We start from the raw sequence: 20,467 nt of genomic DNA on the forward strand, positions 1-20,467 counted from the left end.
ATGCGCAGAGGTGATTATTCAGCGCTGCGGGGCTGGGGCATGCTACGGGCCTACGTTAGCGCATCGGACAAGGAACCCACATGCCTTCACCCGCCCCCCAAAACCGCCGCCTGGTGATTGCCCTGCTGATGGCGGTCATGGTCATCAGCGTGCTGGACAAGACCATCTTCGCTTTTGCTGGCGTGCAGATCATCGATGAACTGAAGCTGAGCCCCGAGCAGTTCGGTTTTGTCGGCAGCGCGTTTTTCTTCCTGTACTCGCTGTCGGGCATTGCCGTGGGCTTTGTCGCCAACCGCTTCCCGGCCCGCTGGATACTGACCGTGATGGCGCTGGTATGGACCAGTGCGCAATTGCTGGTGACCACCGCCAACAGCCTGGGCGCGCTTACCTTCAGCCGCTTGCTGCTGGGCGCCGGCTGCGGGCCCGGCACGGCCGTTACCCAGCACGCCAGCTTCAAGTGGTACGGGCCGCGCGAGCAGGTGCTGCCGGCGTCGTTGATCCAGGTCTCGATCATGCTGGGCGGCCTGCTCGGCGCCATTGCCCTGCCCTACCTCATCAGCCACTTCGGCTGGCGCCTGGCCTACCTGGCCCTGGCCGGGTTGAGCCTGGCCTGGGTGTTGGCGTGGTTGCTGTTTGGTGCCGAGGGCAACCACGCCAGCACGGCTACGGCGAGCCCCCAAGAGGCGCCGTTGAAGTACCGCCACCTGCTGCTCAATCGCACCTTCGTCTGGATTTCGTTGATGTGCTTTCTGGCCTACCTGCCCAACGCGCTGTCGTTCAGTTGGTCGGCGGTGTACCTGCAAAAAGGCCTGGGCCTGAGCCCGATGCAAACCGGCTACCTGATGTTTGTCGCGACCTTTGGCATCATCGTGCTCAACCTGCTGGTGTCGGCGCTGTCGCAACGCCTGCTCAAGCGCGGCGTGAGCCTGCAGCGCAGCCTGGTGCTGCCGCCCATGGCCTGCTGCATCGTCGGTGGCTTGGCGTTCTGCGCCATGGGCACGCTGCTCACGGGCCTGGCGGGCAAACTGGGCCTGTATGTGCTCGGTTGCGTGCTGCTCAATGGCGTGTTCGCCTTCGGCATGACCATCACCTCGCACATTTCACCGAGCCGCCAGCGCGGCGCGATGCTGGCGATTCACGTGGGCAGCATGACCCTTTCCGGCATGCTCGCCCCTTGGCTGGTGGGCAAGTTGGTCACGCTGCTGAACGGTGATATCGCCCGCGGCTTCGAAACCACCGTGCACGGCATCGGCCTGGCTACCGTGGTGTGCGCCGCCCTGGGGCTGTACCTCATCAACCCGGCGGCCACCCGCCAGCGCTTGCTTGCCCGCACGCCCCTCGGCGCGCACTGACAACCAGCCCCCCTCTCTAACCCACCTCCAAGCCCTGCGGTGTAACGCAGGGTGACGGCCCCCTTTCACCCTCAGGAATACCCCATGGACCTCTCAGTGTTTTCCGAGCGCTACGTACAGGCGCGCCAACAATTCCTCGAAGCCTGTGCCCGCCGCGGCCTGGCCGTGCAGTCCTCCCCCCACCCGCTCAAGGGCCGCGACCAGGAAGCCCTGGCCATCGATGTGTGCCGCACGGGGCCAGCCGATGCTCGCCAGTTGATGGTGGTGAGCAGCGGTTGCCATGGCGTGGAAGGCTACTGCGGATCGGCGGTGCAACTGGACCTGCTCAACGACGACAGCTGGATGGCACTGACCGACCAACCGGACCTGGCGGTGTTGTATATCCATGCCCTGAACCCCTATGGCTTCAGTTGGCTGCGCCGGGTAACCCACGAGAACGTCGACCTGAACCGCAACTTCCTCGACTTCACCCAACCACTGCCCGACAACCCGGGCTACCAGGCGCTGGCCGACGTGTTGGTGCCGCCGCGTTGGCCGGCGAGCATGGCCAACACCCTGCAGTTGCTGCTGTTTGTCGTCCGCCAAGGGCACAGGAGCTTGCAGTCGGCCATCTCCAAAGGCCAGCACAGCCACCCCGACGGGCTGTTTTTCAGCGGCACCGAGCCCACCTGGAGCAACCATCAAGTACGCGCCATCCTTCGCGAGCATGGGCAACAGTGCCAACGCATCGGCTGGATCGATGTGCACACCGGGCTTGGCCCGCAGGGGGTTGGCGAGCGCATCTACAAGGGCGCCGAAACCGCCGAAGGCCTGGCCCGCGCCGAACAATGGTGGGGGCCGGGGGTAACCAACAGCTTTGACGGCAGCTCGACCTCGGCGCACCTGAGCGGCACACTGGACATGGCCGTGATCCAGGAGTGCCCGAACGCGCAGTACAACGGCCTGACCCTGGAGTACGGCACGCTGCCCGGCCCACTGGTGCTTAAGGCGCTGCGCGCCGAGCAATGGCTGCAACGCACCCCACAAGCCAGCCCCGAGCAACGGCGCCAGATCAAGCAACAGATGCTGGAGGCGTTCTACGTGCAGACGCCACAGTGGCAGCGCCAGGTACTGGAGCAGTCACGCCAGGTCTGCCGGCAGACGGTTGCAGGCTTGATGGGGGATTAGAGCCTCACAGGTGCACGGCCCGCTGGCCTACCGCTGCCCCACTGCCCTGCTCGCCCACCTGCGACGGTTCGACCATCATGTCGGCGCCCGTGGCATCCGGCAGGCACAGCGCTGCGGCAAAGGCGATGGCATACGAGCTGATGGCGAACACGCCCATGGCCGTCGGCAGTCCCATGCTGGTGGACGCAAAGCCCACGGCGGCGGGCATGATCGAACCAAAGCCGCGGCCAAAGCTGGTGCAAAACCCCGCGCCATTGGCCCGCATGCGCGTGGGGTAGAGTTCGGCGAAGGCCACCGGCAACCCAGAGGCCAGGCCGCCCTGGAAGGCCCCCAGCAGTAGGCCCAGGCCCAGGGTCACGGCCATGTTGATGGGGGCAAAGGTGTACACCGCCACCACGCAGGCCTGGCACAGCAAAAACAGCATGAACGCCTTGCCGCGGCTGATGCGGTCACTGATGCGCCCATAGATGAACGGCCCCAGCAGCGAACCGACGATGTTCACCGCCAGGTAACCCGAAGTCGACGCCACCGGCAGGTTCAGCACCATGCGCATGTAGGTCGGCAACCAGGTGATCATGATGTAGGCGCCACCAAAAATACCGCTGGCCAGGATCGTGCTGATCAAGGTCACGCGCCGATGATCACGGCCAAAAATTTCCCGCAGGTCGATCTTTTTCGGGGGGCGTTTGGCTTGGGTGAACGCTTGGGACTCCGGCACCAGGCGGCGGATAAACCAGATCAGAAACGCCGGCAGCAAGCCAATGGCAAAGAACGCACGCCAGGCAATGTCTTCCGGCAGCCAGGCAAACACCACCGGCATCAGGGTCAGGGAAATCGCATAGCCCACCGCATAGCCACTTTGCACCGAGGCGGCCACACGGCCACGCAAGGCCGGCGCAATGGCCTCGCTGATCAGCACCGCACCCACCACCGCCTCGCCGCCGTAGCCAATGCCCTGCAGAAAGCGTACCGGCAAAAATTCCCAGAAACTGCTGCACAGCCCCGCCAGGCAGGTGAACGCCGCCACCCACAACACCGTGCCCTGCATCACCTTGACCCGGCCATAACGGTCGGCCAACAGGCCCGCCCCCCAGCCGCCCAAGGCGCTGCCGATCAAGGATACGGACCCCAGCAAACCGGCGTCGGACTTGCTCAAGGCAAGCACCGTCATCAGTACCGGCATCATCAGGGCGTAAATAGTGGAGTCCATTGAGTCGAGCGTGAAACCGCCGAAACAGGCCCAATACGTGCGTTTTTCTGGCGGCGTGAGTGCCGAATACCAACCCAGGCGCATGGCGATAACCCTTTGTTTTTATCAGTAAAGCGTAAGGCTAACGGGATGCGCGCAAGGCTGGGACTGCGAAATCGTGATGCAGCGAGCGGTTCTGCTTATGGGGCTCGATCAAGCCATGGCCTGGGCAGGCACCTCGCGACTGCGCATCGCCCACCGCCCCACGGTTAAGCCCAACAGCCCAACCAGCGCCGAGGTGGCCAGTACCGAGGCGGCCGCGAGCGCCGGGTCGCGCCCAAAACCCACGGCGAAGGTGCACAACGCCCCTACCGCCATCTGCAGAAAGCCATAGAGCCCGGCCGCCGAGCCCATCAGGTGGGCGTCCACGCTTAACGTGCGGCTCAGCGCCGCCGGGCTAGCCAGGCCTGCACCCATGGCAAACAGGCAGACCGGGCCGATGATCCAGGCGACAGAGGCATAGCCGGACACAATCACCCCGAACAGGAACACAGCGCTGCACAGGCACAGGCAAGCCCCTGTCATCAACAGCCGATCCACCGATACCGTGCGGATCAATTGGCGGGTCAACGCGTTACCCAGCGACATGCCAACAATCAGCAAGCCCAGGTAAATACCAACCTCACTCAATGGCCGGTGCAATTGAGTGCCGATGATAAAGGGCGCGGCCGCGATAAAGGCATAGATGGCCGTGGTCATGCAGGCGCCTCCCGTGGCGTAGCCAAGAAACACCGGCGAACGCAGCAACTGCGCATAGTCACGGCACAGGGCCCGGGCGCTGACCTGCCCATTGGGAGTAGAGGTTTCCGGCAGCAGCCAGGCGGTAAACGCCAGGGTGAGCGCGCCCAGGCTGGCCAACACCAGAAAAATCGCCCGCCACCCCAAATGTTCGCTGATCAACGACCCGATCAACGGGGCAAAACCGGGGCCGATCATCATCATAAGGTTCAACATGGCCAGGTCGCGCACCGCGTCCTCAAGTTTTGCGCCGTCGCGTGCAATCGCCCGCCCCAACGCCAACCCAGCACAGCCACCGAGGGCCTGCACCAAACGCGCCAGCACCAAGGTATGCAGATCACCGGCGAAAGCTGCGCAAAAACCTGCCACGGTGTACAGGCTCAAGCCCACCAGCAGTAACGGCCGGCGCCCCAGGCCATCGGACAGCGGCCCATAGGCCAATTGCCCGAACGCAAGGCCCAGGATGTAGATACTGATGGTGCGCTGCATCGCGGCGCTGTCTACCCCCAGCGCCAAGGCGGCAGCCGGTAGCGCAGGCACAAACAGGTGCATCGCCAGCGTGCCGCTCAGGGTAATCAGCACCAACAACCAAAGGGGCGCCCGAGGGCGCAGCGGAGCGACAGCAGACATTTAGATAGCGCCCTAATGAATAGGCTAAAAACTATAAGTTCTGCACGCCGCTCTGTCTACGGGCTGCTGATTCGCGCCACCAAATTCAAACATTCAGCCCATCAACCGCCACCCATTGCCTATCCTCAGAACACTGACGCTGAACCTTGCCGCCCTCGCCCGGTCGACAGATGCAGCCAGCACACCGCTGCCCTTCCCCTTCTGGAGACGCAATGTGATCTCGACCTTGCACCTGGCCCGGCTAAAAGCCTGGGGCGCCCATGGTTTTACCGCGACTGGGGTGGTAACCGCCTTCCTGGCGACACTGGCCCTGTTCGAAAACCAGCCCAAGGCCTGCCTGATGTGGCTGGGCGTGGCGCTGATCGTCGACGGGGTCGATGGCTCCCTGGCGCGCCGGGTGAACGTGCAAACCGTATTGCCGCACTTCGATGGCTCGGTGCTGGACCTGGTGATCGACTACCTGACCTACGTGTTCATCCCCGCGCTGTTCATTTACCGCTACATCCCGCTGCCCGAGTACACCGCCCTGGTCGCCACCTCGATCATGCTGGTGTCGTCGCTGTTCTGCTTTTGCAACGTCAACATGAAAAGCAACGACAACTACTTCCAAGGCTTCCCCGCCGCCTGGAACGTGGTCGCGTTGTGCCTCTACACCCTGGCGCCCGGCCCGTGGTGGACGCTGCTGACCATCGTGGTGCTGGCCCTGCTGACCGTGACCCGCATGAAGTTTTTGCACCCCTTCCGTGTACGCCGCTTCATGCCCATCAACATCGCCGTCACCGCCATCTGGTTGCTGTGCAGCCTGTCGCTGGTGCACGACCACCCCGCCATCAACCCCTTGGTGATGACCCTGTGGCTGTTGATGTCGGCGTACTTTTTGGGCGTATGTATCTGGCGCACGGCGGCCGAATGGTTCGGGCGCACCGACGCGCAAGGCTGACAGGGCACCACGGGGGCTGCGAATGGATCAAGCCGTGAAGAAACGCAAGGCCGCCTGGTGGGTGGCCCTGATACTGGGCGCCCTGGCGTTGGGGGTGTTCGTCGCCCGCGGGCAGGCACCGACCCCGCCGTATCACCTGCAAGCCGCCGCCGACCTTCCCGCGCCGGCCAGCCAAACCATCACCACCCCTGGCGATACCACCAACACGCTTGTGCGCCTGAGCATCAAGCCGGCGCAGCGCCAGCGTTTTGTCGAGGCGATCCGGGGCGTGCTCGAACCTTCCCGACAAGCCGAGGGCTGCCTGGTGTTTGATGTGTACCAGCAACGCGATGACGCCAATGCGTTTGTGGTGTACGAGCGTTGGGCGGACGCGCCGGCGCACCAGCGGCATCTGGCCACGCCCTACACGGCCGCGTTTCTTGCGCAGTTGAATGGGATGCTCGCCCAGGCGCCGGAGACGCTTGAACCGCGCGACCTGGTTATGCCTTGATGCGCGGCGCAGAACTGGAAGGTGCCGTGATGCGTGGATGATCCAGCGCCTCCACTGCAGGGCGTGCTGCCACAATAAAGCACGCCTGCCCCCGCGCTTGGGGTACCCCCTGCGGCCTGAGGCCTTAAGACAGCAGGCTCGCTAAAGCTGCATTTCCGCCAGCGCCCGGCGCAGCGGCTCATCGGATATCTGGATGGGGCCGTGGAACGGAATGTCCATGTCCAGCACCAGGTAAATCGACGCGGCGATCAGAAACGACGACACCGTAAACATCCCGATCACCATGGGGTTGCGCGGCGCGCGATAACCAAAGCTTGCAAAAATCAACATCAGCCACGCCACCAACATCCCGATCAGCGGCCCCGGAATGGCCCCTTCCGACTGCTCGACAATCCGCCAGCGCTGCTCGATCAGCCCACGGTAATGCTGGCGAATGTCTTGCAGCATGATCTCGTGATAGTGATCGGGCGGCCGGATACCCGCCAAAGACTTGCCGACATCGTCCAGGTATTGCGCGGCCTGGCTTTTTTGATGCTGCAAGGCTTGATCACCCCGAAACGGGTTGGCGACCGCCTGCTCAAGATACGTCACCAGGCGTTTGTGGGTTTCCTGGGTGGCGTCACCGTAGGTGCGCAAGGTGCGGTCGAAAATGATCAGGCTGGTGGCGTAGGCATGGAAATTCGCATCGATGGACTCGAAAGTGTTCTTGGCGGAGTTGATCATCAGGCCGAAGACCAACGAGGTCACGACAACGAAGATGTTGGCCACCAACCGGACCACGGTGTGGGTGTCTTCGTCGCGGTGGCGGGCGGAGAGCTTGGGGTTCCAGTGCATCATCAGAAGAGAGGCTGAGAGCAGGCATCCGAACACAGCCAGCGGGATCCAGATTGAGTCCATTTGCCGTTCTCGGGCGTGTGGGTTGGGGGGCTGAGGGTGGTTTGGTGAGCGCTGCTGGGCCTGTGGGAGCAAGGTTGGACCTGTGGGAGCAAGGCTTGCCTGCGATGGCGGACTTGAAAGCGCCACCGGGGGGAAGGCTTGCACCAACAGGTGTATATCGGACATATCAGCGTCACTTCTGTAGCAGCCGGCCGCACAGAACCGTCGTAGCCGCTGCCGAAGGCTGTGATGGGGTACGTAACGGCACTGCTGCTAGCGATATTTTGACATTGTTGGCGCTGCTTTGGTCCGCATTGCGGCCAGAGGCTGCGGGTACGTGAGCTTATTTGGTTGGCTGCTATCGGCCAGGAGCTGTCAGTCATGAAGGCTGATTCCACTCCCTCGTAGCCGTTTCAGATGCCTACGAAACCAGATGTGCTTCAACCGCCCGGCAGCAATTCTTTCAAATGGCGCTTCATAAGTGACACTGGTCGCGCAACGATTGAGGAGCTGATGATCCTGCCCAGCCGCCCTTCACCACAAGGCCCGCGTGTACGTGATCAGCACGCGTACTTCATCCGCATCACGACTGAACGAGGAACGGTAGGTGGCGTCACGTACCCGCAAGGCCAGGTTTTTAAAGGTGCCGCTCTGGATGACGTACTTCACTTCGATGTCGCGCTCCCATTCCTGGCCCGACATCGCACCGACCGGGGCCTCACTGCCCGAAATATAGCGGCTCATGACGCTCAACCCCGGCACGCCCAGACGCTCGAAATTCAGGTCATAACGCGCCTGCCAGGAACGCTCGTTGGCCTCGGCAAAATCGCCGACCTGCGAGAAGTTGACCAGGTACGCATCACTGCCTTCCACATAGGGAAACGCACTGCGCCCGGCCATGCGCTGATAGCCCACGCTGAACGCCTGCGCGCCCACGGCGTAACCGAGCATTGCGCTGAGTGCCCGGTTATCGATCGGCCCGCCGCGCGCCGCGCCCTGGTCTGTGCTGGAAAAAAAACGCACGTCGGTATTCAACGTGCCCGCCACAAAAGGCTGCGCCGCCACCAGCCCGACAAAGTGCTGGCTGTAGACGTCGCTCAACTGCGCATAGTGATAGCTGAACTTCACCCGCTCATTCAGGGTGCGATCAAAGCCGGCCAGGCTCAGGTGATCGCCCGGCGCATTGCGGGCAAACCGGTTGTTTTTGTTGTTGAGGGTGATGTCTTCATAACTCGTGTCGTTACGCGCCTTGGCTTGTTGCAACTGTACCGCCGTCACCAGCGTGTCGGCGAACGCCCGTGAAGTCACCAGCGCGCCCTGGAATGACTGCGGCAGAATCATCCCGTCGTTGGGCCGCAAGGTCGGTAACGCCGGGATCAGCGACCCCACTTTCAGTTCGGTGCTCGCGACGTTGACTTTGGCGGTCACGCCCAACTTGCCATAGCTCGCGGCCGCCCGCCCGTCAGAGCGTACCGGCAGCAGGCCGCTGCCGGCACGGTCGGGGCTGGAGTCCAGGCGCACGCCGACCATGCCCAACAGGTCCACGCCAAATCCGACAATGCCCGGCGTGTACCCCGACTCGAACTTGAGCATCAACCCTTGCGCCCATTCATCGCGCTTGGATTGCTGCGGCCCATCCCGAAAATCCCGGTTGAAGTACACATTGCGCGTCTCGACCGTGGCGTGGGAATCGCTGAAAAAATCTGCGTGAGCCACGCCACTCAACCCCGTGAGCAGCAACACGCCAAACCGCAGCCTGCGCATCGCCTTATACTCCGCGTTGCAACAGGCTGAGCAGGCGCTCGCCAAACAAGGTCAGGCCCACCCCCAGCACCACCACCGACGCGCCGATCATTTTGATCGATGCGGCAGGCCGCACCACGGCGCCAAGCCAACCAAAGTGGTCGATGGCCAGCGACGACAGCAATTGCCCGGCGATCACCAGCACCAACAGGTTGGCCAGGCCAATGCGCGGCGCCAGCCACACGGTGCAGAAAATCGCCGCTGCACCCAGCACGCCGCCCACCAGGCGCCAACCCGGTTGGCTGGGGATCACGCTGAGGGCGTCAGTCAGGCCTCCACGCAGCAATGCCATCACCCCCAACACCAACATGCCGGTGAAGAATGAATAAAACGCCGCCGCCAGCGTGTTTCCCGTCATGGCTCCCGCCAATTGGCTGTTGACCGCCGCTTGTACCGCAATCGCGATGCCGGCCAGGAAAGCCAGCGCAAAGGAAATCAGGACCATGACAAATACCTCTTACAGGGCAGGCAGAGGGGAAAAGTGTTCGGCAAACGGGTCTGGGCGATAGCCAGCCGCGCTGAATAAGTGCTCGCGGGACTCTTCGGTGGCGCGTTCCAGCTGTTCGCGGTCCACACCTAGCACCACACCACCGTGTTTGCGCAGGCGGCCGGCGATGATCACGGTGTCGATGTCGCCGCGTTCAGCCGCATGCACCACGGTGCCCAGGGCGTTGTTCGACGGATAGATACCGAGGTTGTCAGTGCGAATCAGCAGAATGTCGGCTTGCTTGCCCGGAATGAGGCTGCCGATTTTTGCGTCGAGCCCGGCACAGGCGGCGCCGTCAAGGGTCGCGGCTTTGAGCAGTTGGCGGGCGTTGACCAATGCCGGGGCCGCAGGTTGGCCATGGAAGCGGGCGCTATGGGCAGCGGCGCGTTGCAGGTAGAACGCCACGCGCATTTCGCCAAACATATCGCCGCCGTAGGAGCTTTCGTTGTCGACGCTTAGCCCAGGGTTCATGCCGTGGTCCACTGCTTTTTGCCAGGCGAACACACCATCCTCCAGACCGTAGTGGGCGTCGGAGCGTGGGCACACGTTGACCTTCACACCCGCGTCACGCAGCAACGACCAGCCACGGTCCGGCAGGCAGGTGCAGTGGTTGAAGATATTGTCCGGGCCCAACAGGCCTTCCTGGTGCAAGGCGTCCAATTCACTGGCCATGCCCGCGCCGAAAAACTCGGTGACGATGCTCAAGCCCAGGTCACGGGCGACGGCCCACTGGCTGCGGTCGATTTGCGCCATCATCGCCAGGCTCACCAGTGCGTCGGGGTCGGTGGCGTATTTGCCCTTCAAACGGCCGAGGTCCTGAGGCCACTGGTCGCAAGCCCAGGTGCCGGACAACGGCGCGCCCGGCGCATGCACGGCGCGGATACCCGCATCCTGCAAGGCCTCAATGGCCGCATCGGAGTGCGCACCGCTGCGCGCGTTGTGGGAGTTGTCGATGATGGTGGTGATACCGGCGTTGATGCAGCCCAACGCGGTGAGCATGTTGCCGACGTACATGTCTTGCGGCCGGTAGTACTTGGCAAACGAGAAGTGCGTGGCGTTGCAGTAGTCTTCCAGGCTCGGCGAGTCCGGGTTGATACGGCGCAGCTGGCCTTCCCAGGCATGCCGGTGGGTGTCGACCATGCCAGGCATGACGATCATGCCTTTGGCGTCGATGATCTGGGCGCCCTCGGCGTCGAGGTGCTGGCCGACAGCTATGATTTGAGTACCGCGCACCAGCACATCGCCTTCGGCAAAGTTACCGAGGGCATCGTCCATCGTCAGCACGGTGCCGCCACGGATCAGCAGCAGGCGTTGGTCATCGGGCAACGGCGCCAGGGCCGTGGTCAACAGGTCAAAACGGGCGGGAAACGACATGGGGTGAACTCCTCGGGCCTGGGCAACATTGCCGCATGCCTGAATTGTCCGACCCGTGGGGTTTATTTAGAATATCGAAACATCTTCAAACATTGTGAAGGAGCGCATACACAATGCGCAGTCAGGATTTCCCCCACCTCAAGTCGTTTTTCACCGTTGCCCAGACGCGCAATTTCTCGCGGGCGGCGCAATCTCTGGGGGTTTCGCCGTCGGCGTTGAGCCAGACCATCAAGGGCCTGGAAGAGCGTTTGGGCGTCAGGTTGCTCAACCGCACCACGCGCAGCGTCTCCACCACCGAGGCGGGCACTCAGTTGGCCGAACGCCTGCGGGTGATTTTCGATGACCTGGATGCCGCCCTCGAAGCGCTCAACCACTACCGCGACACGCCCACCGGCACTCTGCGCATCTGCGCGCCGCAGGTGGCGATGCTGCACTTTATCCAGCCGATCCTGCCGGCGTTCCAGGCCGCGTACCCGGACATCCAGCTGGAGCTGACCAACGACGACAGCACGACTGACATCGTCGCCCAGGGCTACGACGCGGCGATTCGCCTGGGTGAGTTTATCGAGCAGGACATGATCGCCCTCAAGCTCAGCGAGCCGCTGACCCAGATCGCGATCGCCTCGCCCGCCTACCTGCATCAGCGCGGTATCCCGCAAGCCCCGGCCGACCTGCTGCAACACAGCTGCGTGAACTGGCGGCGCTCCGGTGAGAGCGGCTTGTACAAATGGCGGTTTTTCAACGACGGCACGCCGTTTGAGCTGAGCGTCAAAGGCTCGCTGGTGGTGAGCGATTGCGCGGTGGCGCTGCAATCGGCAGTGGACGGCCTGGGCATTACCGTGTGGATTCGCGAATGGCTCAAGGCCGAGCTGGACAGCGGCGCCCTGGTGCCGCTGCTGGAAGCGTGGTCGACACCCTTCCCCAGCTTTTACCTGTACTACCCCAGCAAGCGGCAAATGTCGTCGGCGCTGCAGGTGTTTATCGCAGCACTACGCCAGGGTCATGCCGGCTGATCGACGCGGACCGTACAGCACCGCCTTGATCACGATCACCAGCAACGATAACCCGGCAAACAGCAACCCGCAGACGAGGGTGCCGGGCAAGCCGTAGGTGTCGATGAAGACCCCGCCGATCCATGACCCCAGGGCGATCCCGGCATTCGCGGCCGACACATACAAGCTGGTGGCAAAGGACTGCGCCTGGGGTGCAGTCTCGGCCAGCCACATCTGCGAAATGACCATGCCGCTGGTATGAATCGCGCCCCACAGCACCACGATGACTGCCATCGAACCCACCGAGGCGCTGCCCAGGCTGTGCAACACCCCGTAGGCCGCGCTCAACAGAATCGGAAACAGCACCACGGTTCTGACCAAGTGATTGCTCAACGCTCGCCCGGCCAACAAGTTGCCCAACACACCACCGACGCCAAAGATCACCAGCAACAGGCTGATGGTCTCAGCGTCCATGCCGGTTTCGCTGCGCAGGTATTCGGCCGCGTAGCTGTACACCGCAAACTTGCTGGTGAAGATCAGCACCGTGGCGACTATCGCCAACCACACGGCCGGGCTTTTCAGGATCGACAGCTGGCTGGCAAAACTCTGCGGCACCGTGACCTGGCGCGGCAATTTCAACAACAGGCCGATACCCGCCAACAAGGTTGCCGCCGCGCAAAACAGAATCGAGGCCTCATAGGAAAATCGCCCCGCCACCCACGCCGTGATGGGCACACCAAAGACCAGGCCCAGGGTGGTGCCGATGAACGCCACGGTGGTGGCATGGGTCGCGCGCTCCTTGGGGTACAACGACACCGCCGCCGCGAACGCGGCCGAGAAAAACACCGGATGCAGCATCGCCGGCACCACGCGCAAGGCCATTAACGTCGAGTAATTCGGCGCATACGCCGACAGCACGCTGCACAGTGAGAAACACAGCAAGGCGCCCACCAGCACGTGCTTGCGATCAAAGCGCGAAAACACCAGCACCAGAAACGGCCCGCACAGCGCGACAATCAAGGCAAACAGGCTCATGAGCAAGCCGGCCTGCGCCACACTCACCCCGAAACGCTCGACGATCATCGGCAAGATACCGACCACGCCCAACTCCAGGGTATAGAGCCCGAACAGGCCCAGAATGATGAAGGGCATCACGCTCATGGGTTTGATCGGCGTGCTCATAGGGCGAGGTCCACCACCACTTTGCCGAAGGCGCCACGGTTCAAGTGGGCGAAGGCCGCGGGCACTTGATCAAACCCGTAGGTGGCATCGATCACCGGCGTTATGCCGTGATGTTCAATCATGCGCACCAGGTCTTCCAACGCACGGCGCGGGCCCACGGCCACCGCGACGATGGACGCACGGCTGCCCAGCAGCGGCATGATCGGCGTGCGCAGCTCATCGGACTCCAGCAGGCCGATAATCGACACGCGCCCACCGGGGACTACCGCTTGAAGGGAACGCCCGAGGTTATCGCCACCGGCCATTTCCAAGACGTGATCGGCGCCACGGCCGTCGGTCAGCGCCAACACGTCGGTGTGCCAATCCGGGTTCGTGGTGCGGTTGATGCCATGGGTGGCGCCGAGCGCGATTGCCTGGGCGATTTTCTCGTCGCTGCTGCTGGTGACGATCACCTTCGCCCCGCTGGCTGCGGCCAACTGCACGGCAAACAACGACACCCCGCCCGTGCCTTGCACCACCACGGTTTGCCCGGCGTGCAAATGCCCCAGCTCGATCAATGCCATCCAGGCCGTCAACGCCGCAATCGGCAAGGTGCTGGCCTGCACCGGCGTGAGGTTGTTCGGCGCGCGCACGCACCAGTCGGCAGGTGTGGTTACGTACTGGGCGAGCATGCCCTGGATCGGCCCGCCCTGGGTTGGCATTTTCGCCCAGGTTTGCGGATTGCCGTCGATCCAGTTGGTAATGTAGGTGGAGATCACCTTGTCACCGACGGCAAAACGCGTGACGCCCGGGCCAATCGCAACCACGGTACCCGCCATGTCGGAGGCAGGGGTGAAGGGGAATGCCAGGGTGGCGGTCATACCGTTCTCCACGACTTGGGTGTCGCGGTAGTTGAGTGACACGGCATCAACTTTGACCAGTACCTCACCGTATTCAGGGGTTGGCAGTGGCCGTGTGGCGAGCTGGAGGTTTTCCAGGCCAAACGCGGAAATTTCCCAGCGGTGCATTGAATCGGACATGGCGGCGATCTCGGTGGTTGGACGGTAGCGCCGATGATAGGAGCCGGATACGCCGGGAATAAGTGGGTGACCACTCCTCGGTCTGCGGACGTTGTTGTCCGTAATGGCGTAAGGTAGCGGGTAATCCCCTGCCCGCCTGCGAGAGTGACCTTGGACAGCTTGAATGCGTTGACGATTTTCGTGTCGGTCGCCGAGACCCGCAGCTTCGTGGCCACCGGGCGATTGATGGGCGTGTCGGCTTCAGCCATTGGCAAAAGCATTGCGCGCCTAGAGCAACGCTTTGGCGTACGGCTGTTCAACCGCAGTACCCGTAGCATCACGCTGACCGATGAAGGCGAACGTTTTCTGGAGCGCAGCCTGCGCATCCTCGGCGAAATCGAAGCCGCGGAAGTGGAGTTTTCCCTGACCAGCAGTACGCCCCAGGGCCGCTTGAAGATCAGCTTGCCGCTGGTCAGTGAGCCTTTCTTGCCGGTGCTGGCGCAGTTCAAGAAGGCCTATCCCACAGTGGACCTGGACCTGACCTTTGATGACCGTCGCGTCGACGTGATTGAGGAAGGCTACGATGCGGTGATTCGCGCCGGTGACGTGCCGGACTCCAGCCTGACATCACGCTTGCTCGGTCGTTACCAGATGATCGTGGTGGGCGCGCCGGACTACTTTCATCAATACGGCGTGCCGCAGCACCCCCGGGAACTGTTGCAGCACGCATGCATTCAGTTCCGCTTTCCCAACACCGGCAAACTGCAGGTTTGGCCCTTTGGTGGCGAGCACGCCGACTTCGACCTGCCGCTGCCAACATCAATGGTCTGCAACAACCTCGAAGCGCGCATCTGCTTTGCCATCCAGGGCATCGGTATTGCCTACTTGCCTGACTTCGCCATCCGCCATGCGCTCGACGCCAATGCACTGGTGCAGATACTTCCTGACTGCTCGCGAGGTGAGGTCTACCGTATCATGTGGCCTACGGGCAAACACCCGGCGCCGAAGTTGCGGGTGTTCATCGACTTCCTCCGGGCACGGCTGTTTCCCGAGCAACACTAGCCGGTGACAAGCGCAGGAGGGCGGACGCTCGGTGTACGTTAGCACCGAGGGCTAGAGCATCAACCTCGAAGAGTCGCAATGGGACTGGGTCATCTACGTCACCCCTGGCTCAATCCGAACTGGCGATCGACCCGGTGCAACGCCACATAGCGCAAGCTCGGTAGTTCCGGATCGGTGACCAATTGCGCAGTGAACCCTGCTCAGTCAGATGGGACGGCCACGCCTGAGGCACCGGTTCAAGGTACGTCATGCGAGCATGGTGTTATTGGCCAGAACGCAAACAAGTATCCTGAGTCCGTGGTGTGCAGACACCCTCTACTCCTACTAATCAACCTAATTGAGTAGATTTCTTGAATGTCTGCTCTTGGCCGATTACTGCCGGTCGCGAGGGGCAGAAAACGACCCAAAGCGGTCGTCGGAAAGAAAATGTGCCCTGCCCTTTAGAAACCGCACAGTACCTGCTGGGGCACGCCACCGCATACATTGAACAGATTGAAATGCACTGAGAAGTTCAGCAGGCCATAAGGTGAGCGACGCCAATTCAAGTGCCCCACCTTTTTGATAGGCTAGATCCTTCAAGCGTGGGCTATGCCTAGTTTCTTGGCGTGGCTCCGCGTTTGAGCCTCAGGCACAACCCTCACGTCAACCGAGAGGCGTTCTGCCAACTCAGCGAGTTGAGCAGGGAGATATCTCTGGATCACAAGTACAGCATGCGCATCAGGAACCTGTAGGAGCGCTCTCTGCCAAGCGATGCAAACCGCGCGGTATTTGACGCATTGATAGATACCGCGAGAGAGATCGGCATCGTTTGAAATATGGGACTTCACTTCGACCGCAATGATGGAGTCTTTCTTGCGGAAACAGACGTCGACACAGTCGCCAGAGGGTAGCGGTTGTTCAACTGTTCCGAGCCAACCGCGGATGCTTTCATCAATCACGATGGCCGGATGGCTCAAGACATAATCCTTCAGCAGACGATGATCTTCTGACTCGCCTTCGCCCGAGAATCCTTTGGTTGGGGGCGGAATGACTTCTTCGTCCGCTTCCAGCGTCAGTACCGGCTGAAGCAAACCCTCCAGCTCATAGTGCTGCAACAGACGGGTCCAGTTGCGACATTTGAAGATGTCTTGGGTCGCCTCTTCGATAACGTTCCCTTGCTTCGTCCAGCTCAGACTTTCAAACCTACGACCTTTTGTATAGCGCCGAAAGTAAGGGTCGCAGCCACTGCCTGGACGTCGGTAGGCCTTGTTGACCACCAGAATGTTCAGCGGCGGAAACTCGAGGCCGAGTTCTACTTCCGTTTCAGCCAGTGCGTTTCCAAGGGTGCCAGCTGCGTTGCCATATGCAGCGGCGTGAACGTTGTAGTCCATCCAACCACGTCGAACTATCTCTTGATCCAACTCCTTGTAGGTGATGGTACGGTGGTTCTGTGCACACCAGACTAGAATTGGGACCAGCCTACGAGCAGTCTCAATCGTCCATGTGTTTCCCTGCAGGCTCGGTGGTAACGGCATCTGTATCTCCCTTAGTCTTTAATGCTGAACCTAATATTACATCGCCACCATTTCAGCGAGCTAGCGCGACGTGACTGGCATCTGAAGGGATGCACCCTGCGAAATTTCGCAGCGCAATCGGTGCGATTTCGGGCGGACTCAACCACCAGCTTCTGGCCGATCTCTGCCGGTGCTGACGGGGGTGCCACCCCGCCACTGCAAGGCAGGCGCTACGACTCTAGATCTACCGATGGACAGGGCCGCCCCATAAAATCCATACATATCATTTCCGACACCCCCGCTATAACAACGATGTTGAGAAAACGGTAGGAAAAGTACTACAACCTCTGCGATAATCGCCCTACAGCTTACAATTTTGCGCTTGCACAGGGTGTATTTCCGGGGCTAGTCTGCGCTCGCCGCTGCCCATCAGCGGTCGGGTTTAGTCGCCTGATTGACACTTCGGAAGCGCAAGCTGCATAGCGTTTTACGTACCTCATCGTTCGTAAAATCGTGTTATGGCAGTTGTGGCGCAGGGCACCTTCGGGTGCGCCGGTGTTTCCGAGGGCCGGTCGACTAACCTGTAGCCACAGCTGCCACCCTTCGTTTAGTCGCGAACGTGGCAGCTCCTTACCTTGGAGTTGCATGATGGTCAAACCAACACCCGACCCACCCAAAATCCTCCTCTTCAACCTACCCGTTGATCACCCCCTGAACGCCAGCCCCAGGCTTGAATTCGATCCGGACAACAAAGAGCCGGCCCAACGCTATGCGGTGTACCACGCCAAACCCGATGCCGAACGTCACAGCCCAGGCTGCGGCATTGATGGGTGTTTTGGCGGCGCATTTTTCAATGCGCGGCGGTTTGGTTTGCTCCCACATAAAGCCCTGAAAATGTACCTGCAGTACACCCAAGGCAAGCAACCCCCCTCCACCAGAATGCGGCACGATGCAACAAATGTGGGAGCAAGCCTTGCTTGCGAATAGGCCGCGCGGGCGGCCGGTGGTGGCCGTTATTGAGTCGCCAACCAAGCCCATCGCAAGCAAGCTTGCTCCCACATAAAGCCCTAAAAAATGCACCTGCAGCACACCCAAGGCAGGCAACCCTCCACCACCAGAATGCGGCACGTTTTCCGCGGCCGCCGCTCCTACCGAGTGCGGTGCGGCCTGCTTTATCAATAAGGATTTTGACCATGAACGACATCACCGTAACCACCACCCTGCCCTTCGGCCTCTGCGATTCCGAGCAGCAGCCGTTTTTCAGCGTGAACGCCGGCATCAGCCTGGAAGACGCCCTGGCCCACCTGTCGCACTTGCTCAAGTGCGCCCACGCCTCCGCCTTCGAGTTGTGCGACACGCCCAACCCGGACCGTGGGTTGGTGTGGTCTGCCCTGCACCACATCGACGGGGCGAAGGGCCTGGTGGATGCGTTGTTGGCGGGGTATGAGAGCGGTCGGTAGCGGCTAAGGCTTGGCTGCGATGGCGGCCTCAAGGGCGCTGTCGCAGGCAAGCCTTGCTCCCACACGCGCAGGTTTCAAATCCCAGGCAGCAGCTGCACTGTGCTGCAACGCCCCGAACAGGCACCGCGGCGCACTGCATTTTTTGCAGACACGCTTGTGCGTGATTGCATGGCCTTGACCAATCGTTTGCATTTGGCTTGGCCAGCACTCTGTGCAGTGACAACCGGCGGGGAGCAGCCAAAAGCAATCAATTAAGAGCTACGCTAATGATCGGTGAGGCCCGGTCCATCCCTATCAGCAGTGGCGCACGCACATGGTTTTTTCTTTACTGATGGCGCTGGCATTAGCGTTCCTGATTGGCTGGGTTTCGCAGCGCATGGGGATGTGCCTTGTCAAAGCGTGCGAACAATTGCTGACGGGACGCCCGACGTTGTTCGTGGCACTCACATCGTGTGGACTGTTCGGGTTGCTGATGGCCCCGCTTTATCGTTTTTCCGAGGCCAGCCTACCGCTGTACTCGCCGGGTATTTCCTACCCTTTGCTGGTTTCGGGAGGCTTGTTGTTCGGGGTGGCATCGGTGCTGAACAACGGTTGCAGCGTAGGCACGCTGACCCGATTTGCCTGTGGCAATTTCAACAAACTGTTCACGATGATCGGCTGGGTCCTGGGGATCGTGTTCTGGTATTACCTGCACATGATGCCCGAGCAGAAGACCATTCTGATGCCGGAGATTACCAGCCGCCATTACTGGCTGTTGATCGGTGTAGTGGCGCTGGTGCTGATATTTTTGGTCGGCATACATGGCAATAAACACCTGGTGTTCTCTAGTATGCTGCTGGGCGCATTGACGAGTGCGCTCTATACGTTCGAGCCGTTATGGACACCCAGCGTGTTCTTTTACAATGTTTCGCAGATGTTCTGGCAAGCCGACATGGCGATCAGCGCCCGGCGTATCGCGGTGTTCGTGATGTTGCTGGCAGGCATGCTGAGTTTTACCCTGTACAGGAAAACGTTCCGCTTCGAGGCCTTTACCCCATCAAAGGCTGGCGTTCATTTGTTGGCGGGTATTTTGATGGGGATTGGGGCTTCGATGATGCTCGGCGGCAACGACTCGCAAATACTGTTGGTGTTTCCAACACTGGGCATTGCTTCAAGCCTTCCATTGGTGTCGATTGCCACAGGCATTCTAGTGTCATTGTGGTGCAAAAAACGCGTTACGCGTTGAGCCGCCTCAAGCGGGTTGCAGCGGTGTGTATGGCCGCTACTCAGACGCCGGGTGATGTTCCAGCAAAAAGTCCACGAACGCCCGAACCCTTGCCGGCATCGCCGCGCCACCCACGAACACCGCATTGATCGGCTCTCGGTCCCCGGGGTTGTAGCTTTCCAACAGCGGTACCAAATGGCCGTTTTTCAAGTCCTCGGCCACGCTGAAGGCGCCGATACGGGCGATGCCGGTGCCCAGCTTGGCCAACTGCGACAAGGCCTCGCCGCTGTTGCCCTCGATGGTGCCGGTCACCTTGATTGAGAACACCTGCCCGTCCCTGCTGAAGGGCCAGTCGGGGGCTGCCCGGCGGAAGTTGAAGCGCAGGCAATTGTGGCGCAGCAAGTCTTCAGGCGTTTGCGGGGTGCCGTGGCGCGCCAGGTAGCCAGGCGCGGCAACGATGACCTGCCCGGTGTCGCTTATGCGCCGAGCGGTTAGCGGGCTGTCGGCCAACTGGCCGAAGCGAATCGCCACGTCGGCCTGCCCACCCAGGATATCGACCACCTCGTCGCCCAGCACCAGGTCGACCAGGATGGCCGGGTAGAGGGCGCTGAAAGCGGCGATCAGCGGCACGATGGTCAGCCGCCCGTGGGCGAGCGCTGCGCTCACCCGCAGCCGGCCCCGGGGCACGCCTTGGTCAGTGATGGCGTCTTCCACTTCGGCCATGTCGGCCAGGATGCGCCGCGCGCCACGCAAATAAGCTTCGCCTTCGGCAGTCAGGGTGATCGCCCGGGTGGTTCGCAGCAGCAGCCGGGTGCCTATGCGGCGTTCGGTGCGGGCGATGATGCGGCTGATCGACGACGGCGTCAGGCCCAACGCGCGGCCGGCCGCCGAGAGGCTGCCTTCTTGCGCCACCTTGGCGAATACCGCCATCTCACCCGATCGCCCGCTGATGTCCATTTGTGCACCTCAC

19 protein-coding genes are annotated in these 20,467 nt (G+C 61.6%); 9 read left to right on the forward strand and 10 right to left on the reverse strand.

The features are described from left to right. Positions 1-80 precede the first annotated feature (80 nt). On the forward strand, positions 81-1,352 hold the full coding sequence (locus tag L9B60_RS30110) for an MFS transporter (RefSeq protein ID WP_249674820.1): 1,272 nt from the start codon (positions 81-83) through the stop codon (positions 1,350-1,352). Positions 1,353-1,436: 84 nt separating this feature from the next. Continuing rightward, complete coding sequence (locus L9B60_RS30115) at positions 1,437-2,519, forward strand: M14 family metallopeptidase (protein WP_249674821.1); 1,083 nt, start codon at positions 1,437-1,439, stop codon at positions 2,517-2,519. A gap of 4 nt (positions 2,520-2,523) precedes the next feature. Here L9B60_RS30115 and L9B60_RS30120 read toward each other — a convergent pair whose 3' ends face one another. Both L9B60_RS30120 and L9B60_RS30125 read right to left on the reverse strand, forming a co-directional pair. After that, positions 2,524-3,813, reverse strand: a complete 1,290-nt coding sequence (locus L9B60_RS30120; protein ID WP_249674822.1) for an MFS transporter — start codon at positions 3,811-3,813, stop codon at positions 2,524-2,526. A gap of 108 nt (positions 3,814-3,921) precedes the next feature. Continuing rightward, complete coding sequence (locus tag L9B60_RS30125; RefSeq protein ID WP_249674823.1) at positions 3,922-5,136, reverse strand: multidrug effflux MFS transporter; 1,215 nt, start codon at positions 5,134-5,136, stop codon at positions 3,922-3,924. Between the two features lie 214 nt (positions 5,137-5,350). Between L9B60_RS30125 and pcsA the strand changes: the two genes are divergently transcribed. Together pcsA and L9B60_RS30135 are read left to right on the forward strand one after the other, a co-directional pair. After that, positions 5,351-6,076 (forward strand): phosphatidylcholine synthase, encoded by a 726-nt coding sequence (gene pcsA, locus L9B60_RS30130; RefSeq protein ID WP_249674824.1) that lies wholly within the window; start codon positions 5,351-5,353, stop codon positions 6,074-6,076. A 34-nt stretch (positions 6,077-6,110) separates the two neighbouring features. Further along, complete coding sequence (locus L9B60_RS30135; RefSeq protein ID WP_249674825.1) at positions 6,111-6,566, forward strand: putative quinol monooxygenase; 456 nt, start codon at positions 6,111-6,113, stop codon at positions 6,564-6,566. Positions 6,567-6,707: 141 nt separating this feature from the next. Here L9B60_RS30135 and L9B60_RS30140 read toward each other — a convergent pair whose 3' ends face one another. From L9B60_RS30140 to L9B60_RS30155, 4 genes are all read right to left on the reverse strand, one after another. Further along, positions 6,708-7,463, reverse strand: coding sequence for a bestrophin-like domain (locus tag L9B60_RS30140; protein WP_498371217.1), 756 nt, complete (start codon positions 7,461-7,463; stop codon positions 6,708-6,710). Positions 7,464-7,976: 513 nt separating this feature from the next. Then, on the reverse strand, positions 7,977-9,206 hold the full coding sequence (locus L9B60_RS30145) for an OprD family porin (protein WP_249674828.1): 1,230 nt from the start codon (positions 9,204-9,206) through the stop codon (positions 7,977-7,979). A gap of 4 nt (positions 9,207-9,210) precedes the next feature. Continuing rightward, complete coding sequence (locus L9B60_RS30150; protein WP_249674831.1) at positions 9,211-9,690, reverse strand: DMT family transporter; 480 nt, start codon at positions 9,688-9,690, stop codon at positions 9,211-9,213. 12 nt (positions 9,691-9,702) lie between these two features. Continuing rightward, complete coding sequence (locus tag L9B60_RS30155; protein ID WP_249674832.1) at positions 9,703-11,106, reverse strand: amidohydrolase family protein; 1,404 nt, start codon at positions 11,104-11,106, stop codon at positions 9,703-9,705. 113 nt (positions 11,107-11,219) lie between these two features. Here L9B60_RS30155 and L9B60_RS30160 point away from each other — a divergent pair, with 113 nt between their 5' ends. Then, on the forward strand, positions 11,220-12,119 hold the full coding sequence (locus L9B60_RS30160) for a LysR family transcriptional regulator (RefSeq protein ID WP_249674834.1): 900 nt from the start codon (positions 11,220-11,222) through the stop codon (positions 12,117-12,119). Here L9B60_RS30160 and L9B60_RS30165 read toward each other — a convergent pair. Both L9B60_RS30165 and L9B60_RS30170 read right to left on the reverse strand, forming a co-directional pair. Next, positions 12,096-13,280: an MFS transporter gene (locus tag L9B60_RS30165; protein ID WP_249674836.1), complete on the reverse strand. Its 1,185-nt coding sequence runs from the start codon at positions 13,278-13,280 to the stop codon at positions 12,096-12,098. The two genes, L9B60_RS30160 and L9B60_RS30165, sit on opposite strands and share 24 nt — an antisense overlap. Then, positions 13,277-14,299 carry a zinc-dependent alcohol dehydrogenase family protein gene (locus tag L9B60_RS30170; RefSeq protein WP_249674837.1) on the reverse strand — a complete coding sequence of 341 codons (1,023 nt, stop codon included), beginning with the start codon at positions 14,297-14,299 and terminating at the stop codon, positions 13,277-13,279. The genes L9B60_RS30165 and L9B60_RS30170 overlap by 4 nt, the downstream gene beginning before the upstream one ends. 150 nt (positions 14,300-14,449) lie before the next feature. Between L9B60_RS30170 and L9B60_RS30175 the strand changes: the two genes are divergently transcribed. After that, a complete protein-coding gene (locus L9B60_RS30175) occupies positions 14,450-15,340 on the forward strand; it encodes a LysR family transcriptional regulator (protein ID WP_249674838.1) in 891 nt (296 codons plus the stop codon). Between the two features lie 575 nt (positions 15,341-15,915). Here L9B60_RS30175 and L9B60_RS30180 read toward each other — a convergent pair. After that, positions 15,916-16,710: a hypothetical protein gene (locus L9B60_RS30180; RefSeq protein ID WP_249674839.1), complete on the reverse strand. Its 795-nt coding sequence runs from the start codon at positions 16,708-16,710 to the stop codon at positions 15,916-15,918. A gap of 768 nt (positions 16,711-17,478) precedes the next feature. On the opposite strand from L9B60_RS30180, the gene L9B60_RS30185 reads away from it, so the two are divergent. The 3 genes from L9B60_RS30185 (at position 17,479) to L9B60_RS30195 (ending at position 19,518) form a co-directional block, all read left to right on the forward strand. Continuing rightward, a complete protein-coding gene (locus L9B60_RS30185; RefSeq protein WP_249674840.1) occupies positions 17,479-17,820 on the forward strand; it encodes a hypothetical protein in 342 nt (113 codons plus the stop codon). A 206-nt stretch (positions 17,821-18,026) separates the two neighbouring features. After that, positions 18,027-18,293, forward strand: coding sequence for a DUF6124 family protein (locus L9B60_RS30190; RefSeq protein WP_249674841.1), 267 nt, complete (start codon positions 18,027-18,029; stop codon positions 18,291-18,293). 313 nt (positions 18,294-18,606) lie between these two features. Beyond that, a complete protein-coding gene (locus tag L9B60_RS30195; protein WP_249674842.1) occupies positions 18,607-19,518 on the forward strand; it encodes a YeeE/YedE thiosulfate transporter family protein in 912 nt (303 codons plus the stop codon). A 36-nt stretch (positions 19,519-19,554) separates the two neighbouring features. Here the strand turns inward: L9B60_RS30195 and L9B60_RS30200 are convergent, their stop codons facing one another. Continuing rightward, positions 19,555-20,454, reverse strand: coding sequence for a LysR family transcriptional regulator (locus tag L9B60_RS30200; protein ID WP_249674843.1), 900 nt, complete (start codon positions 20,452-20,454; stop codon positions 19,555-19,557). Between the last annotated feature and the right edge of the window lie 13 nt (positions 20,455-20,467).

Origin of the sequence: Pseudomonas abieticivorans (assembly GCF_023509015.1) — a bacterium.
Classification (GTDB): Bacteria; Pseudomonadota; Gammaproteobacteria; order Pseudomonadales; family Pseudomonadaceae; genus Aquipseudomonas; species Aquipseudomonas abieticivorans.

Coding starts and splice junctions, on each gene's coding strand:
- L9B60_RS30190 (WP_249674841.1), top strand. CDS start 18,027: ATGAACGACATCACCGTAACCACCACCCTGCCCTTCGGCCTCTGCGAT.
- L9B60_RS30120 (WP_249674822.1), bottom strand. CDS start 3,813: ATGCGCCTGGGTTGGTATTCGGCACTCACGCCGCCAGAAAAACGCACG.
- L9B60_RS30115 (WP_249674821.1), top strand. CDS start 1,437: ATGGACCTCTCAGTGTTTTCCGAGCGCTACGTACAGGCGCGCCAACAA.
- L9B60_RS30200 (WP_249674843.1), bottom strand. CDS start 20,454: ATGGACATCAGCGGGCGATCGGGTGAGATGGCGGTATTCGCCAAGGTG.
- L9B60_RS30110 (WP_249674820.1), top strand. CDS start 81: ATGCCTTCACCCGCCCCCCAAAACCGCCGCCTGGTGATTGCCCTGCTG.
- L9B60_RS30160 (WP_249674834.1), top strand. CDS start 11,220: ATGCGCAGTCAGGATTTCCCCCACCTCAAGTCGTTTTTCACCGTTGCC.
- L9B60_RS30145 (WP_249674828.1), bottom strand. CDS start 9,206: ATGCGCAGGCTGCGGTTTGGCGTGTTGCTGCTCACGGGGTTGAGTGGC.
- L9B60_RS30195 (WP_249674842.1), top strand. CDS start 18,607: ATGGTTTTTTCTTTACTGATGGCGCTGGCATTAGCGTTCCTGATTGGC.
- L9B60_RS30155 (WP_249674832.1), bottom strand. CDS start 11,106: ATGTCGTTTCCCGCCCGTTTTGACCTGTTGACCACGGCCCTGGCGCCG.
- L9B60_RS30150 (WP_249674831.1), bottom strand. CDS start 9,690: ATGGTCCTGATTTCCTTTGCGCTGGCTTTCCTGGCCGGCATCGCGATT.
- L9B60_RS30165 (WP_249674836.1), bottom strand. CDS start 13,280: ATGAGCACGCCGATCAAACCCATGAGCGTGATGCCCTTCATCATTCTG.
- L9B60_RS30140 (WP_498371217.1), bottom strand. CDS start 7,463: ATGGACTCAATCTGGATCCCGCTGGCTGTGTTCGGATGCCTGCTCTCA.
- L9B60_RS30170 (WP_249674837.1), bottom strand. CDS start 14,299: ATGTCCGATTCAATGCACCGCTGGGAAATTTCCGCGTTTGGCCTGGAA.
- L9B60_RS30185 (WP_249674840.1), top strand. CDS start 17,479: ATGATGGTCAAACCAACACCCGACCCACCCAAAATCCTCCTCTTCAAC.
- L9B60_RS30125 (WP_249674823.1), bottom strand. CDS start 5,136: ATGTCTGCTGTCGCTCCGCTGCGCCCTCGGGCGCCCCTTTGGTTGTTG.
- L9B60_RS30180 (WP_249674839.1), bottom strand. CDS start 16,710: ATGGACTACAACGTTCACGCCGCTGCATATGGCAACGCAGCTGGCACC.